The organism is Paenisporosarcina sp. NPDC076907 (assembly GCF_050269735.1).
Lineage (GTDB): Bacteria > Bacillota > Bacilli > Bacillales_A > Planococcaceae > Paenisporosarcina.
In genome coordinates, this window is record NZ_JBNNIX010000002.1 from 1 (window position 1) to 15,373 (window position 15,373).

The following is a 15,373-nucleotide window of genomic DNA, read 5'->3' on the forward strand; positions in this document are numbered from 1 at the left end:
TCTGATATCGCTACCCAAATATCTGATGAACTAGAAAACAAAGAAGTTATAACACAAGAGATGGAAGCAGAAATAGAAAGGTTAGTAGAAAGTGCAGACCAGATATCTGTGGTTAAAATTTTTAATGTTACCGATGTAAAAAAAGATGTAACTAGAGGCGGGGGTTACGATAACGTTTTTAACTATGTAAGACAAGCTCAACCAGACTATCAATACACAAGAGAACATCTATGGGCTCCTGAATGGTTACTTCCTGACTTCTATCCTTATGGAAACGGAGATGCCCAATGGTACATCGATATGGAGCATAGAAGTTTTAGTGATTTTGCTGCTTTAATCTTGTTAGTAGGCGTAGCTATCTATTGGACATTATTTTCGATTTGGGCAATCATCAATGCTTATCACAATAAAAGATTGAATATCGGTTGGGTTTTAGCTTTTATTATATTTAATGTTTTAGGTTATCTGGTTTATAAGTTAAGTCAACAGATTACGAACGGTTTCTCAATTAACAAAACCCAAAAACTCTAGACTTGAGTATTTAGCGATAAGAATAGATTTTCGCCTTACCCTGCTGACTGTCTTTTGTGGCAACCCACCTATTTATGAAACCATTGGCGTTCGTGCCTTCGGTTTTTTAGTTCACCTTTTTAAACTTTTTCATCCATTTTTTAATGTTCTCTTTAATTTCAAATCCATGGTGATTACTTCCTAGTCAGAGTCTTATGTCATCTGGGGTGAATGTGATATACAAACCGGTTCAGCAATTGAATCGATGGGTTCTTCAGCCAGGTGAGCTGAAGAACTAAATGATAATTTTACGGGGAGTTTCTGAAAGGGGGATTGTTTATGGATTTAACAAATTTCAAAAAAGAGCTTATTTCATTAAATAAGGATATTTATTTTGATTCAAATCAGTATCTTCGTGAGAAATCATCAAATCCTTCTAAGTTAAAGCAGGTGATCCTTAAAGCCGAATCGTTATTGAAACAAGTAAAAGAAGATAGTTTAACTAGTAAAAACAACAAGTATTTTCTTTACGGTACTTTAGGGAATCTTTATAGGATTTACGGGGAACCCAAAAATGCAATTAAATATTTAGAATTAAACCTTCAGGATTCAATTGAGGAAAAGAACTACACCAGAGAAATTATCTCTTTAATTCGTCTCGGAGAAGCTTTGAAATATGACAATAACCTTGAACAAGCATTAGAAAAATTCAATCAGGCACTGGTCAAAAGTTATGAAACTGAAGTGAATTCTCACTTAGATTTTGCATTACAACACAAGGGTAAATGTCTCTTAGAATTAAAAAGAGGAAAAGAAGCAATAAAATGCTTCCAAGAAGCGTTAGAACTTAGAATAGCAAGCCCTTTAATTAATTCCTCTGTAAAAGCTATAGAGTTCGCAAAAGGTGTCCAGGATTGAATGATTGAGGGACTTCCTCATCCGGGGATTATGTCACCTACTGTGTATGCGTTATGCCAGTTTCGTAATTGAATCGAGGTTTTACGGACGGAATATCCAGTTTCTTGCTCAACTAACGCGGCAGTTAAGTTGAAGAAGGAAATTCCAATCTCTTTATTGAATTATAAAAAAGTAAACTTAAAAATTGAGGAGTGTTAGTGTGGGTGCTTGGGGAACAGGGATATTTGATGATGATACGACTTGTGATGTTAGAGATAGTTTTGTTGACTACTTGGATGAAGGAAATACACCTGAAGAAGCTACTCAGCTTATCTTGGAGGAATATTTGGATGAGTTTAATCCAGAAGAGGATTTGGAGGTAATGTCTTTAGTTTATATTGGTCTTTCAGCTATTCAAATGAAAAACAAATGCCTACAAGAACAAGTGCGTAAAACGGCTATAGACTTAATTGAACGTGGTGCAGACCTTGAGCTTTGGGAAGAATCAGATACTAAAGACTATGAAAAACGGAAGGAAGTTTTAGGAGAATTTAAGGAAAAACTAATTAACTTTTAACACCAGTTAATTAAAAGACAGGTGCTCTACTTAAATATCTGACTGCCAGAAGTGGCAGTCTTTTCTTATTGAATTGGCAGAATAATGAAGAAGAATAAAAATCAAGTAGCTTAGTGGAAGAAGAGGGCAAGCCATTCACTTTATTTATATTTGAAGATGTTGAAAGGAACTATATATGGTCCCAGCAATAAAGGAAGTACCCTACTAGTTATTAATAATTCTTCTAATAATAGTATATATAATATTATTAGAAGAATTAGGGTTATTGACCGAAAGGAAAAAAGTTCCCTTATTTAAATGCAAAATTAAACAAGCCGAAATATAAAGGTCCAACTAAGATTATAAATGTAATTCCGATAATTGCCAGTTTAATGGATTGAGGTGTATCATCATCATCATCTTTAACCTCTTCATTGAACTTTTTAAAACTAAAAAAAACATCCCATAACAAACCACTTACAAATACAACCTTCCATACAAGAGGATTAAGAATCTGAGTATTAGTAACATAACCAAATAAACCTATCCAAGTAATTATGGAGAATATAAAATCTAATATACCAAGAGGTGTTTTGTAACGAGTTACGAGTATTCCAATCGCAGCTATTGCTAGAATACCTAAGTAGCAATACCAAAAAATATCAATCATAATTATCCTACACTCTCCCCTAGTATTTATTGATTTCATTATAAATGAAATGAAATGAAATTAAATATGAATAATATTAATAAGTAATTCGAATATAAAGTGTAATAGAAGAAAAGTATGTATTCAACTAACGGCTGCTTTACTTCAATAAGGAGTAAAGCATTTTTTTAATTTCACAAAAGAGGATAATGTAAAAGCCATTTGGTTTTAACAATACGAACTCAGTAGTGGGCATACAATAAATTAACGGTAATTTATCTTCGTCGATCAGGAAAAAAATATTGAAGGAGCTTTGATTTTTGAAAAGAAATATTGCCTTAGTAGGTACACTAGGTTGTATGTTGTTAGGGGGAATATGGATTCATCAGCATCAAGAAATGGTAATCGCTTCATCTGTTAAATCTGAGAAAGAACAATCGGATGATGTCCTAATCCAGAATACCAGGATGTTATCAAAGCAAATAACAACCCAACTAAAGAAGGAACATATCTTTGATGTAGCAGGAATCAGTATTAATCATCAAAGAAAAGACATAAGTGTACGGGTAAATGGAACCCAGCAGTATCTTGATTCTGTGAAAAATGAAATTAAGAGGATAGTTGAGATGTTGGTAGAAAAAACAACTTTTAAGGATTATAAGATTGGAGCTTTTATTCAAATAACAAACGATAGCAAAGCTGATATGGAACAAATGAAGCTACTGAGTAATTTAACAACTACAATTCAAGAAGATCTAAAAGGTAAAGGCTCCGTAGGAATTGAGAATGTACTTATAGAAAAAAATTATGTAATGTTAATTGTGACTGTAAACACATCGATACACAAAGATGATTCGAAAGTTAGCGAACGGGCAAATAAAATTGAAGATGAGATTAAGACCACGTTAAAGGATGTAAAATCACCCATATTGACTGATACTGAAATAGTTGAGGTTATTGTCAATAACTCTAGTCGTGACAAAATTAATTAGAATCTAGATTATTCTTTTTCTTAATAATTCTTCTTCAACGAGTGCTTTACATCAATTAGGGGTAAGCCTTGTGCTTATTGAACTAACGCAGCAGTTTAGTTGAATAATGAAGAGTAGATTTTAGGGGGAATTTTCTATTACGCCAATTCTAAGGAGGTATTTGCTCTGAACTTCAAAAGATTAGCTTTGCTTTTATTTGTATTAATTATAATGTCGAGGTTAACGGGGTGCTCAAAAGATTCTGTAAAGGAAATAAACGATGAAATAATGCCTGAAGATTTTAACTTTAGTCTTATTTATGGGTCTTACGGGAAACAAAAAATTGACACCTTTAAAGATACTGTTGTAAAGGACCTTGTAGAGGATGGTACGATTGAAGCTAACATATCTTTTACTGAACAAGAGATGAAACAAATTTATAATGAAATGATGAGTATTGATATTATGGGTGAATTAGTAGTAGAAAATGAAAATCAAAAAGAAGAATGTGAATCAAGCTCACCATCTTTTACTAAGTGGGATATTCAAATGGATGGTAAGACTAAGTCCACTTATACTAAGAATTATTGTGATGATTTTCCAGAGGATGCATTGAAATTGATAAGACTTGCAGAATATATTAATAACATTCTTATAAATAAAGAAGAATATAAAGATTTACCAGAATCTAAAGGTTCTTATGAATGATTTTTCCATATTCAACGGGTGCTTTAGTTGAAGATCACAGGGCTGCATTCAGCAGCTCTTTTCTTATTGAACTAACGAGGCAGTTTAGTTGAAGATGAATCTATTTCAGGTATGTTCGTCAAGCAAATAGAATTAATTAGTACAAAGCTTTTCAAGGATTGGGAGGGATATTTTTGAGGTTATCTGGAATTGAAGCTACTAAAAAATTGGCTGAAGAAAAATTCCCGGAAAGTGATATTGTTTACATGGCAGGGAGTGCGTCTAGAGGGGCAGAAACAATTACATCTGATTTAGATATTGTTATTATTGATAATTCAATAATAAGTAGTTATCGTGAAAGTTTTATTTTATACGATTGGAAAATCGAAACATTTTTTCACAATTACAATAGTTATTTAGATCAGTTTAATAATGATAAGGATACTGGAAGACCTATTTTAGCTAATATGTTAGCTGAAGGGAAAGCCATAAAGGATAATGGTAAATCTAATGAAATAAAAAATAACGCAATAGAATTTATAAAAGCAGGTCCTAGTCCATTATCAGAGAGTTTTATTAAAGCTTCAAGATATTATATATATGACCTCCTCGATGACTTTGCTGATACAGAAAATCATCAGGAAGCAATAGTTACGTTAAATACAATTTCATTACAATTTGCAGATTTTATTCTTCGAGTAAATGGACAATGGACTGGAAGGGGAAAAGGACTTACGAGGGCTTTAAGACAATTCGATGAAGTAACATATAAAAGATATTTTGAAACTCTTGACTATTATTATAAAGGGGGAGTAAAACAACCTTTTATTGATTTTGTGAATGAGTTTTATGAACCTTTTGGTGGCCCTCTTTTTGATGGTTTTAGCCAAGGGAAATAACTTTTCTTCTCTTCACTACCGGGTGTTTAGTTAATGATCATAGAGCTGCTAATTGCAGCTTTTTTTCTTATTCAACTAACGCAGCAGGTAAGTTCAATAAGAGTGAAACCAAGTTTATGGAAGAACGTAATAATACATAAGATGAGGGGGTAAAGTTTTGAAGAAATTAAATTTAGTACTAATGTTAGTTATGCTTTTTGCATTGACAGTTTTATTAGCCTATGATTTTTTTCCGAAGTTCAACAACTTAATAATCATTCCAAAACCATTGCTGATTACTTTGATAATTTTTATTGTGTTAGCTAGTATCTTTTCTAATAGAATCCAAAAAGAGGACACAATAGAGATACTACGCTATCAAATCATTACCTTACTGTATCTTTTTATGTTAGTCGTTTTATTTACTATTTTAGGTGGATCTTCACAGGTAGGGATTACTTTAAGAAACCCAGTATTATGGATTGTCATCGCAATAAGTGTTTTTGAGATATTCCAACAACAGAAAAAACTGAAGTTAGCAAACTAATTGTTCTACTGGTGGATTAGTTAAAGATCATCGGTCTGCTAAGGTAGCTTTTTCCTTATTAAACTAACGCCGCTTTAGTTAAAGAAGAAATCAATATGATGACAATAGCGACCTAACATTTAATCGAACAAAGAAATGTAAAAGATTTTCAAAAGTCTTAACAGAGTTATGGTAAATAAGGAGTGTAATAATGAAAATAATAAATATAGAATATCCTACTGCGTTATCAAAAATTTTAAATATTAAGGATGACAATGTTGATGTTTTTGTTGAATTAGATGATGGATATACTTATAACTTAGTTGTTTCGACTCCAAAAAATCTTGAAACAGAGATGAGTAGGGAGAAATCAGATTATATTTCTCCTGGACAACCGATGGTTTTCGTTAAGGAGCTAACAGAGGAAAATATTCGAAAGGCACTTGAAAGCTACTTAGAATATAATGCGTATTGGTTAAAACTATATTACTTAGCTGGAGAATTTGATTTAGATACATTTGCTCAAATGTTAAATAGAATTAAGACAGAAAATGAAGAAATTTTTTAACACTAATTTTTATTTCAATCTATGGAATGTTTAGTCCTACTTCAATTAACGCAGCAGTTTAGTTCAACAAGATATGCTTTATTTTACTGAATAAATAGAGGGTTTTTTATAATAAAAATCGAAAACATTCATAGTTATTTTGAATGTAGTATGACAAAGTAAAAGTATCATGGAGGAAGAGATGAAGAGAGTAATAAACATGATTAATCCAAGTTCGAAAGTGGCTGGAGTGTCGTTAGTTGAATTTTAAAAAACAGAAAGAGCACTTGGTGCTATTTTTCCAGATGAATACAAGGAACTTTTTTTAGAAACGAATGGAGCAAAATTTGGTGATTGGACTTTGTTCCCTATTCAAACTAATGAACAAACGGCATTAACAATTGATATAGTAAAACGAAATCAGAACAGACCCAAAAATCTGCCGAGTGATATGATTTGTATTGGTGAAAAAATGAGCGGTGACAAACTTTGCTATCGAATTAGGAAAAGATTTATGCAGGAACTAATTTATACTTGGAATTACAAAACTGGGTTAGGCAAATATGCGTCTTTAACATTAAGAGAATTTATTGATAGGCATGTGCCGAAAGTGAATACTAATAAGCCTAATAAACTTGGCACTTTTATGGTTGAAAGTGGAAAGCTAATAGTTACGGACCCATACTATAATGTTGATGAAGAAGCTGAGTTGCAAATCGTACTTTCAAATGTGAAAAATGGTAATTGGACAGCTTCCATTTCTTATACTCCTGATGAAGTTGTTAAAAACATATTTGTATTTTATGGGGAAAAGAAACCAAGTGGAAAATGGCATGTTTGCGATAAACAGATTGGAGTTGACTCTGCACAAGCAGGAATTTTTGATTTTAAAACATTTGGTAGAGACGAAGCCATCCAATTTGATGATGTAGTTGAATCAGATGCACAGGGAGGAGTTTTCTCAGATGGTGCGGTTTCAATGTCTGGTTATGGTGACGGAATGTACGAAGTGAAAGTAAAATATAACATTTCAAAAAAGGTTGTTGGAGTGATGATTGACTTTGTAGATGAGGAATAATGTTATTCACCAACAAGCAGTAAAATACACCTTTGCTTATTGAACTAACGCGTGCTTTAGTTCAATAAGAATTAAACAACTTTATTATCGCTATACATCAGAAAAATGCGGATTTATAACGTTGTACACTTAAAGTTACCAAACGACGCTTTGGGTGCATTTTTTATTTAACTAATAACGCATATTGGTTAAATAATCAAACTGATTTATTACTTGTTTCAATAGTCTAGAGAGTAGTCTATAATTTTGTATAGTAATTAATTAGAAAGAGGTTCATATGTTTCAAAATTTTTTTGAGAGAACATTTATAGTGACTTTACATATACTAAAATGGTTAATGATAATATTAATATGTTGTAGTGGGTTTATTATAGGTCTTGTAATATTAGCAATTTTGGGTCTTGATATACCTGATATGGAGCCATTCATAAATATAATTGCAATACCTATAATGTTATTTGGAAATAAAACATCGCTAATGATATTAAATATTATTATTGTGGTTGTTCTTATTTTAATTTTATTTCAATTAAGAAAAATAAAGGAATAACAAAAAGCTAAGCTTAAAATTGTTTTGTTCAACAAATGGATGCTTTAGTGCAGAACAATTTATAAAGCATACAAAATAAATCCAAATAACGTTCCCAAATGCAAGTTTGGAAATACACCAAAAAGCGAAGAATGTTGTGAAATCAACGTTCGTGGCTTTTCTTATGAACATTGTTTATGCGTTGTTTTATGCACTTTTGTTAAAAGTCAATCATAGAAGAGGTTTTTAAGCATTTGAAGTAATGTTGCACGATCGTCTTTGATGAATAAAATCGTGTATAAAAATTGAAGTCTTATCGTTGTAAATTCACATAAATCTGACGAGCCCCCTTATTGTACTAACGGGTGCTTGAGTTGAAGATCAGTGAACTGCTCAGACAGCTCTTATTTCTTATTGAACTAACGAGGCAGTTTAGTTGAATAAAAAATATCTAAAGGAAGTAGAATATAATGTCATTGAATAAAAGAAAAATGATGGATAATGCCTTAAAAAGAGTTGTGATACCTGTATTAAGAAAACAAGAATTTAAAGGTTCATTACCTCACTTCAGGAGAAAGAATGAAAATAATATTGATTTAATTACTTTCCAATTCAGCAGATGGGGGGGTTCATTTGTAGTTGAAATGTCGACTTGCCCAATAAAAGGTGTAACAATGTCTTGGGGAGAAAACATTCCCCCTAACAAAGTTACTGCCCATCATCTAAATAATAGCTTTAGGTTAGGTGCAAAATCGGAAGATGAAGATGGGATATGGTTTGATTTTGAGCAAGCAGAAACAGAAGAAGAATTTGAGAAAGTTGCTTCGAATGTTTTGGTTTTATTAAATCCTTCAGACCGTCTATGGATTTCAAAGTTATTCAACTAACAGGTGCTTTAGTCAAGATCAGGGGCTGTGGGTACAGCTCTTTTTTCATCTTCAACTAACGCAGCAGTTTAGTTGAATAAGGATAAGGAAGTATTTTCATATAGCTTATTCGAACGATTAAAATGGGATGAGGTATGTTTTATTTCTAAGTTTTATTAAGAGTGGGAGATTGTATGAAAACCTATATGAAAATTTTTATGTATTTCTTTATAATGATAGCCATATTCGTCATCTCGAATATTTATTCTAGTGAAAATTTTCAAAAGCCATTCAATACTTTAGATATTATGGATATTTCAAGAATGGTTTTGATAAACATAATTAAATTAGTAAGTTTATTACTTATTATTGATACTTATATGAGATTTAACGAGATATCCAATGTTAAAAAAACATTATTATTAGTAATAGCTATTCCAAGTTCAATCGTTATTTGTGCATTTCTCACAAGTATCTATTAAAAATTTATCTTTGTTCAACTACGGGTGCTTTACTTCAAGATGGAGTAAAGCCTTTTCCTCTTATTGAACTAAAGCAGCAGGTTAGTTTAAGAGTGATGTTTAACTGGTGTTCAACAATCGGGCTCATATTGCCGCAAAACACCTTAAAGAAAGTTGGATATCTATGTTACATTTTAGAAGAGATTGTGAAGATTTCTACTTAAAGTAACTGAAAGAAAGAGGTTTTAAATTGAATATTTCTATTGGATATTTACCAAATAGATATCGTGAGTTTACACAAGATGAGGGCGGACATTTTCCATTTGCAGTAGATAATACATTTCCTTATGTATTGTCAGTAGGGGTTTATTTACCAGAGTATGATGATAATTTTGTGCCTATCTGGATGGATAATATTAAAGCATTTCCTCTCTATTTTTATGCGGATATTAATTCCTTCAAGAATGAGTATGAAGAGATTTTAAATACATCGCAAATTGAATATCGCTACTTAACAGAGGATAAGAAATCGTCCGTATCTGTCGCAAAGATTCAAGATATAGAGCAACTTTTAACAACTTTTCCTTTTTACATTACACTTGAATGCGCAGGGAGTACTATTGTTTGGAGTACAGAAGAGGATGTCTTTAGTGTTGAACAAAGGGAATGGGGAGGAAAATCGAAAGGTTATGTTCAAAAAACAATCGTCATAGAACCAAAAGTAGATATGAGTATTTTTGTGATTGGTCACGATGGGAACAGTATTGATGTTCTTTCAAATCAAGCGTACTTTTCGACTTACGAAAATATAACAAAAACTCTTCCTGAATTTGTAATACCAAGTTTATGTGAATTCGGTTAATTTACTAAGGAATCATTTCGAAAGATACAGTCACTCTTATACAAACGGGGCAATTAGTTGAATAACGATGTTCAACAATAGGGCACGATTGTTTTAAGAAGCGTCTCTGTTCTTATTCAACGAGTGCTTTAGTTTAAAATCCTCTGGTTGCTAAGGCAGCTTTTTTTCTTTTTTAACTAACGAGGCAGTTTAGTTTAAAAGGAACAGTAGCAAAACATTAAAACATTGGGGTGTATTGTATGAAAAAGGTTATGCCATTTGTTATATTACTTATGTTTTTCTTAGGGGCTTGTAACAAAGATGAAGTGAAATCTGAAATATATAGTGGTCGTGATTTGTCCATTATAATTATTGGCGATATTCCAGATGTGAGAGAAGAAAATATTACATTTACTCAAAAATCAATAGAAGAAATCTCTGGAGATTTAAAGAAGACTTCAAATGAATTTGACGCAGTATTTATTACACCCTCACAATTTTCTGAAGCCGATGATGACATATATGTGGCAACTTATCAAGGTTTAACAATTCCAACCTTTTTTATTGAATCAAAAAAAAGACATATTCCTTTTGTAAATGAAAATCTAACCTATGAAAATGCACCTGTAATTGAAGGTGAACTCTCTTATGCAACAGGCTACCTATATGATGGTACAAAAGAAGAAACTAATGCTGATGTTTGGCGATACGGTTTGTATAACGATGTTAAGAACGAAGTGAATATAAAAGATGTTTACACGCGGATTTTTGAAACAATAAGTGATCAAGTTCAAAAATAGACAACACAAAAGTAAAATATAAGAGTTTCTTATTAAGCTAACGGTTGCTTGAGTTGAAGATCTGTGAGCTGCAAAGTCAGCTTGTATTTCTTGTTGAACTAACGCAGCAGTTTAGTTCAATAAGAAAAATGGTGAAATAGTGGGTTGAAAGGTGAGGCTTATGTATGAATAATTTCCTAATTGAAAATGATTTACTTTCGTTGTTTGAATGTGAACCTACATTGTTCGATACTACATCGAAAGACTTTTATTATAATGAAACAACATATAAATTTTCTAATGGTGAGGAAGACTTCACTGTTACACTCTCTCCATCTTATAGTGAAGTGAAAATACAAGTAATCTAACGGACTTCAAATAAATTAATATCACTCTTAGATTTAAAGAGAGTTGATAAATTTGAAATTACAACAGATAAAAAAGACCTTTCAAGTGTACTATTAAGAAATCAGAATGATGACTTTACACATACAATTGAAATTGATTTTAAGCCAAAGTTCAAATTGATTTTTAAAGAACATTACACGGAGTAAAAGAATGGTCTTAATCAACGGATGCTTTAGTAAAAAAACAGAAAAAACGAGCTTGGAAATGCTTTCCAGGCTCGTTTTTCTATACAATATCTACCATTCACTTTAACACAGACCCTCTTTCCTTATTTTAATCGTAATGTTTCAATCATTTCTTTTCCGTCAACCATTTTTGTAGAAAATGCAATATTGTCAATTTCTTTGACTTGGTCGAAATCACCGGTAGCATCGGGTGCTATTACATACCTCTTTTCTTGTCCTTCATATTCAATAACGACAGATTCTTTAGCATCACCTTCAAAGCCTTTGAAAACACCTTCCACTTGGGTGGTCAATTCAATCGCGCCAGGATCTCCGTCCTTGTTTTCATTATCTACACTTACATCTTGTTCCGTGTTACACGCTACAAGTGATAATGCTAGAATGGAAATCGCAGTGAAATGTTTCCATTTCTTCAATTGGTAATAACCTCCTTTTTCAAATAGACGTCTTTGCACAGTGTCAGTTACACTTCCAAAGATGTTTTGTGATACAATTTTTTTGTTAGAAGTCTAAATTGTGAGCTGATATTTTATGTTAAGCCCTACTTACGCTATTGTCGATATTGAAACAACGGGTCATTCGCCTGCAAAAGGGGATCGGATGATTCAATTTGCCGTTGTATTCGTACGCGAATGGCAAATTCAATCAACTTTTTCAACCTTCATTCAACCCGGGAAAAAAATCCCTTTTTTCATACAAGACTTAACCAATATTTCAGATGAGGATGTCAAAGACGCACCGGTTTTTGAAGATGTGGCCGGAGATATTTATGACATGCTCGAAGACTGTATTTTTGTGGCCCACAATACGAATTTCGACTTGTCATTTGTGCAAGCTGAATTCAAGCGTATTGGCTTTCCATTATGGAAAGGCAAAAAAATGGATACAGTTGAACTGTCACGATTATTGTTTCCGACATCATTCAGTTATAAGTTGCAAGATATTACCCAAGAGCGGGGCATCCAACTAGCGAATGCCCATCGTGCTGACGATGACGCCTATGCAACTGCTGAATTATTTATAGAATGTATTAAAGAAATTGAAAAACTGCCCATTCAAACTTTGGAACTGATTCATAAACGCTCATTTCAGTTGAAATTTGATATTTCTTCTTTGTTTTTTGAATCATTACAAAAAAAGAGAAAGATGCTCAAATCTGAAAATCTTGACTACTATAAAGGAATTCCCCTTCGACAAAAATATTTAATGGAAAGTTCGGAAGAGCCCTCCTTTTTCTACCCAGAGACGAAAAATCAGAAACGACTCTATTTTTCTGAAGGGTTACAAGACTTTAAAGAACGTGACGGCCAGTTTCAAATGATGGATGCCATATGGCAAACTTTTCAGGATAAAAATGAACTGGCCATTGAAGCCTCAACGGGACTTGGAAAGACACTAAGTTATTTAATACCAAGTTACTTTCATGCAAAAAAACAAAATAAAAAGGTATTAATCAGCACGTATACGACACATTTAATGGAACAACTTCAGGATGTGGAAATACCGAAATTAGAAGCCATTGTTAAAAACAAAGTTCATGTTGCGATTCTTAAGGGTGCCAGACATTACCTTGACTTGCGTCGTTTTGAGGAGTTATTGCGCGCAAAAGATGAATCATATGATGAGACATTTGCCATTTGCCAGCTTTTAGTATGGTTAACTAGGACATCTACTGGTGATGTTGGTGAACTAAACGTTTCAAGCGGCGGACAATTTTTCATAGACAAAGTTCGGAAAAATGCATTTTCTGTTAAGACACCGGAAGTGAATAATCATGATTTTCATGCATATGCGTTACTTCAAAGTCAGCAAGCAGATATTCTCATAACGAACCATGCAATGCTGTTTACTGATCGGCATCGTTTAGAGCCATTACTCTCGGAGGAAATCAATGCATTTGTAATTGATGAAGCACATCAATTTATACAAGCAGCGAATACAAGGGATGAACGGATCTTTTCTTACACCCAGTGGAAATATGTTTTCGGGCAACTTGGAACACGTGATCAGGAGCAGTTAACTTATGCCTTTGCAAAGGTATTGGAGAAACATGGTGTGGATGTGATTTATTCATTAGAAGAGCTTGACCGGATCTATATCAAATGCAGTGAAAAATTTGACGAAGCAGTTCAATCACTTATACAAAATGTCAGTCGTAAAACTGCGAGTAAATCTCACTCCAAACAAACTGTATTATTCGAAGAATTAGAGTTGGATTATGAATTGCTTGACGAAGTTTACCAATTTCTCCAACGATGGGTGACAATCGCACAACACTTGCTTGAACGTATGGGGAAAAGCCAAATCGAATCAACGCATGCAGATAAATTAGTAGCTGCAGAGTGGCAATATTGGTTGAACGAAATGAAAATAAAAACAGGGGAATGGGTCGGTATTTTCCTTTCTTCTCCGTCTGAACATTCTGTGTGGCTGGAAATGGATCGTAGAAGCATTCCAGGAAGCCTTCATGTATACAAAAAGCCAATAGACAGCACGAAAGCAGTTAATGAAATATTTAACGATTGGAGAGACCGGGTCGGTATCGTATGGACTTCCGGGACGCTATCGGTTCCAGGTAATAATCGATTTATCGTTAACCAATTAGGGCTACCAGACACAGTTTCTATCAAAACATACTCTGCTCCAAAAGATTTTTACCAGGGGGCGAATTTATTTATCGTCGATGACATGCCGGATATTCAGCATGTTTCCCAATCCGATTTTATTGAAGCCGTAGCCGATGCAGTGATTCAAACTGTTCTAATTACTGAAGGTAGATGCTTTGTGCTATTCACATCGCAGGATATGCTGCGTAAAACTGTCGATTTAATTCAGGATACTGGATTACTCGAGGATTATATGTTGTTCGCCCAAGGAATGACATCAGGAAGCCGGATGAAATTATTAAAATCATTCCAACGGTTCCGAAAGTCCGTATTATTTGGTACCAATAGTTTCTGGGAGGGGGTAGACGTTCCAGGTGATGCATTAACGGCAGTCATTTTGGTCAGGTTGCCATTTTCTTCTCCGGATGAACCGGTATTCAAAACACAGGCAGACCGTCTGACCAAACAAGGAATTAATTCTTTTTCTTCCTTGGCATTGCCAGAAGCCATACTCAGATTCCGACAAGGTTTTGGTCGATTAATCCGGTCCTCAACCGATCGAGGTGTTTTTATTGTGCTTGATCGCAGAATCGAGTCAAAGTCGTACGGAAAAGAGTTTATTCGTGCTTTGCCTGATATACCTATCAAGAAAGTATCCCTAGAAGATATGGTCTTGGACCTTGAACATTGGTATAATGAGAAAGTATGAGCGAAGAAAGTAGGGGTTTCAAAATGGAAAGCAGAATTGAAGTAATATCAACAGTTACGGTTGACTATCAATCAGACTTGTATAAAATTGTGGACGCCTTGAATCGCACTTTGAAAGAAAGAAATCTAATGTTTGGTCTGGCACTCGAAAAAGACAATCATGAGAAAGCCGTTTTCACTATTTATAAAACGTAAGGTGCAGACATGAAAAAATGGGTTATTTTTATCAGTGTATTTATTCTTTCTTTAAGTCTTTGTATCAGCTTGTTTGTCTTGTGGAAGGCTGGACAACCATTCAAGAGTGCAAAACAAGATGCTGAACAAGTGGCAATCAGTGAGAAAAAGTTATCAGAAGTGACGGATTCACAGGTGTACAGTAGTTCAAATACATATATTACTGTACTTGGAAAAGATGAAAACGGGGAAGAAAAAGCTGTATTTATCCCTTCATCCCAAAAATTAAAAATTCAAGAAGTGCTAATGAAAGATGGCATTTCTAAAAAAGAAGCAATTAAAGCTGTAGAAGATGAATTTGAAGTAAAAGAAGTACTTCATTCCAAACTGGGTTGGGAACAAAAGCAAGCTGTTTGGGAAATTACATTTTTAAATGAAAATGACAAACTCAATTACGTTTATTTATTTTTCGACAATGGTAAATGGTGGAAACGTATTTTGAACTTGTAAAAGGGGA

Annotated in this window: 16 protein-coding genes and 2 pseudogenes; 16 read left to right on the forward strand and 2 right to left on the reverse strand. The window is 33.4% G+C overall.

The window, feature by feature from the left end; genetic code table 11:
* The 3 genes and pseudogenes from ACQKEV_RS07610 to ACQKEV_RS07620 form a co-directional block, all read left to right on the forward strand.
* A pseudogene (locus ACQKEV_RS07610) lies at positions 1-531 on the forward strand (hypothetical protein); the annotation flags it as partial.
* A 318-nt stretch (positions 532-849) separates the two neighbouring features.
* Positions 850-1,428, forward strand: coding sequence for a hypothetical protein (locus tag ACQKEV_RS07615; protein WP_427457808.1), 579 nt, complete (start codon positions 850-852; stop codon positions 1,426-1,428).
* A 199-nt stretch (positions 1,429-1,627) separates the two neighbouring features.
* Positions 1,628-1,984 (forward strand): MarR family transcriptional regulator, encoded by a 357-nt coding sequence (locus tag ACQKEV_RS07620; RefSeq protein ID WP_427446229.1) that lies wholly within the window; start codon positions 1,628-1,630, stop codon positions 1,982-1,984.
* Positions 1,985-2,273: 289 nt separating this feature from the next.
* Here ACQKEV_RS07620 and ACQKEV_RS07625 read toward each other — a convergent pair whose 3' ends face one another.
* Positions 2,274-2,633, reverse strand: coding sequence for a hypothetical protein (locus ACQKEV_RS07625; RefSeq protein ID WP_427457810.1), 360 nt, complete (start codon positions 2,631-2,633; stop codon positions 2,274-2,276).
* 299 nt (positions 2,634-2,932) lie between these two features.
* On the opposite strand from ACQKEV_RS07625, the gene ACQKEV_RS07630 reads away from it, so the two are divergent.
* From ACQKEV_RS07630 to ACQKEV_RS07675, 10 genes and pseudogenes are all read left to right on the forward strand, one after another.
* Positions 2,933-3,604 carry a hypothetical protein gene (locus tag ACQKEV_RS07630; RefSeq protein WP_427446226.1) on the forward strand — a complete coding sequence of 224 codons (672 nt, stop codon included), beginning with the start codon at positions 2,933-2,935 and terminating at the stop codon, positions 3,602-3,604.
* 267 nt (positions 3,605-3,871) lie between these two features.
* Positions 3,872-4,291 carry a hypothetical protein gene (locus ACQKEV_RS07635; protein ID WP_427457813.1) on the forward strand — a complete coding sequence of 140 codons (420 nt, stop codon included), beginning with the start codon at positions 3,872-3,874 and terminating at the stop codon, positions 4,289-4,291.
* A gap of 173 nt (positions 4,292-4,464) precedes the next feature.
* On the forward strand, positions 4,465-5,169 hold the full coding sequence (locus ACQKEV_RS07640; protein ID WP_427446224.1) for a nucleotidyltransferase domain-containing protein: 705 nt from the start codon (positions 4,465-4,467) through the stop codon (positions 5,167-5,169).
* Positions 5,170-5,326: 157 nt separating this feature from the next.
* Positions 5,327-5,695 carry a hypothetical protein gene (locus ACQKEV_RS07645; RefSeq protein ID WP_427446223.1) on the forward strand — a complete coding sequence of 123 codons (369 nt, stop codon included), beginning with the start codon at positions 5,327-5,329 and terminating at the stop codon, positions 5,693-5,695.
* Positions 5,696-5,885: 190 nt separating this feature from the next.
* A complete protein-coding gene (locus ACQKEV_RS07650) occupies positions 5,886-6,242 on the forward strand; it encodes a hypothetical protein (RefSeq protein WP_427446222.1) in 357 nt (118 codons plus the stop codon).
* A 265-nt stretch (positions 6,243-6,507) separates the two neighbouring features.
* A pseudogene (locus ACQKEV_RS07655) lies at positions 6,508-7,299 on the forward strand (SMI1/KNR4 family protein); the annotation flags it as partial.
* 999 nt (positions 7,300-8,298) lie between these two features.
* Positions 8,299-8,715 carry a DUF4304 domain-containing protein gene (locus ACQKEV_RS07660; RefSeq protein ID WP_427446221.1) on the forward strand — a complete coding sequence of 139 codons (417 nt, stop codon included), beginning with the start codon at positions 8,299-8,301 and terminating at the stop codon, positions 8,713-8,715.
* A 690-nt stretch (positions 8,716-9,405) separates the two neighbouring features.
* Positions 9,406-10,017 (forward strand): hypothetical protein, encoded by a 612-nt coding sequence (locus tag ACQKEV_RS07665; protein ID WP_427446219.1) that lies wholly within the window; start codon positions 9,406-9,408, stop codon positions 10,015-10,017.
* A 239-nt stretch (positions 10,018-10,256) separates the two neighbouring features.
* Positions 10,257-10,796, forward strand: a complete 540-nt coding sequence (locus ACQKEV_RS07670; RefSeq protein ID WP_427446217.1) for a hypothetical protein — start codon at positions 10,257-10,259, stop codon at positions 10,794-10,796.
* Positions 10,797-10,960: 164 nt separating this feature from the next.
* Positions 10,961-11,143 carry a hypothetical protein gene (locus ACQKEV_RS07675; protein WP_427446215.1) on the forward strand — a complete coding sequence of 61 codons (183 nt, stop codon included), beginning with the start codon at positions 10,961-10,963 and terminating at the stop codon, positions 11,141-11,143.
* 308 nt (positions 11,144-11,451) lie between these two features.
* On the opposite strand, the gene ACQKEV_RS07680 is transcribed toward ACQKEV_RS07675, so the two are convergent.
* Positions 11,452-11,784 carry a hypothetical protein gene (locus ACQKEV_RS07680; RefSeq protein WP_427446214.1) on the reverse strand — a complete coding sequence of 111 codons (333 nt, stop codon included), beginning with the start codon at positions 11,782-11,784 and terminating at the stop codon, positions 11,452-11,454.
* 115 nt (positions 11,785-11,899) lie between these two features.
* Between ACQKEV_RS07680 and dinG the strand changes: the two genes are divergently transcribed.
* The 3 genes from dinG to ACQKEV_RS07695 are packed head-to-tail and all read left to right on the forward strand — an operon-like array spanning position 11,900 to position 15,366.
* Positions 11,900-14,683: an ATP-dependent DNA helicase DinG gene (gene dinG / locus ACQKEV_RS07685; RefSeq protein ID WP_427446213.1), complete on the forward strand. Its 2,784-nt coding sequence runs from the start codon at positions 11,900-11,902 to the stop codon at positions 14,681-14,683.
* Positions 14,684-14,706: 23 nt separating this feature from the next.
* Entirely contained in the window at positions 14,707-14,877 is a 171-nt protein-coding gene (locus ACQKEV_RS07690) for a YpmA family protein (protein WP_269924916.1), read from the forward strand.
* Between the two features lie 9 nt (positions 14,878-14,886).
* Positions 14,887-15,366, forward strand: coding sequence for a DUF5590 domain-containing protein (locus ACQKEV_RS07695; RefSeq protein ID WP_427446211.1), 480 nt, complete (start codon positions 14,887-14,889; stop codon positions 15,364-15,366).
* Positions 15,367-15,373: the final 7 nt, after the last annotated feature.

Bases quoted from the DNA above. Each gene is read 5' to 3' on its own strand.
- dinG (WP_427446213.1), top strand. From the start codon at position 11,900: ATGTTAAGCCCTACTTACGCTATTGTCGATATTGAAACAACGGGTCAT.
- ACQKEV_RS07690 (WP_269924916.1), top strand. From the start codon at position 14,707: ATGGAAAGCAGAATTGAAGTAATATCAACAGTTACGGTTGACTATCAA.
- ACQKEV_RS07670 (WP_427446217.1), top strand. From the start codon at position 10,257: ATGAAAAAGGTTATGCCATTTGTTATATTACTTATGTTTTTCTTAGGG.
- ACQKEV_RS07615 (WP_427457808.1), top strand. From the start codon at position 850: ATGGATTTAACAAATTTCAAAAAAGAGCTTATTTCATTAAATAAGGAT.
- ACQKEV_RS07695 (WP_427446211.1), top strand. From the start codon at position 14,887: ATGAAAAAATGGGTTATTTTTATCAGTGTATTTATTCTTTCTTTAAGT.
- ACQKEV_RS07660 (WP_427446221.1), top strand. From the start codon at position 8,299: ATGTCATTGAATAAAAGAAAAATGATGGATAATGCCTTAAAAAGAGTT.
- ACQKEV_RS07635 (WP_427457813.1), top strand. From the start codon at position 3,872: ATGCCTGAAGATTTTAACTTTAGTCTTATTTATGGGTCTTACGGGAAA.
- ACQKEV_RS07650 (WP_427446222.1), top strand. From the start codon at position 5,886: ATGAAAATAATAAATATAGAATATCCTACTGCGTTATCAAAAATTTTA.
- ACQKEV_RS07675 (WP_427446215.1), top strand. From the start codon at position 10,961: ATGAATAATTTCCTAATTGAAAATGATTTACTTTCGTTGTTTGAATGT.
- ACQKEV_RS07625 (WP_427457810.1), bottom strand. From the start codon at position 2,633: ATGATTGATATTTTTTGGTATTGCTACTTAGGTATTCTAGCAATAGCT.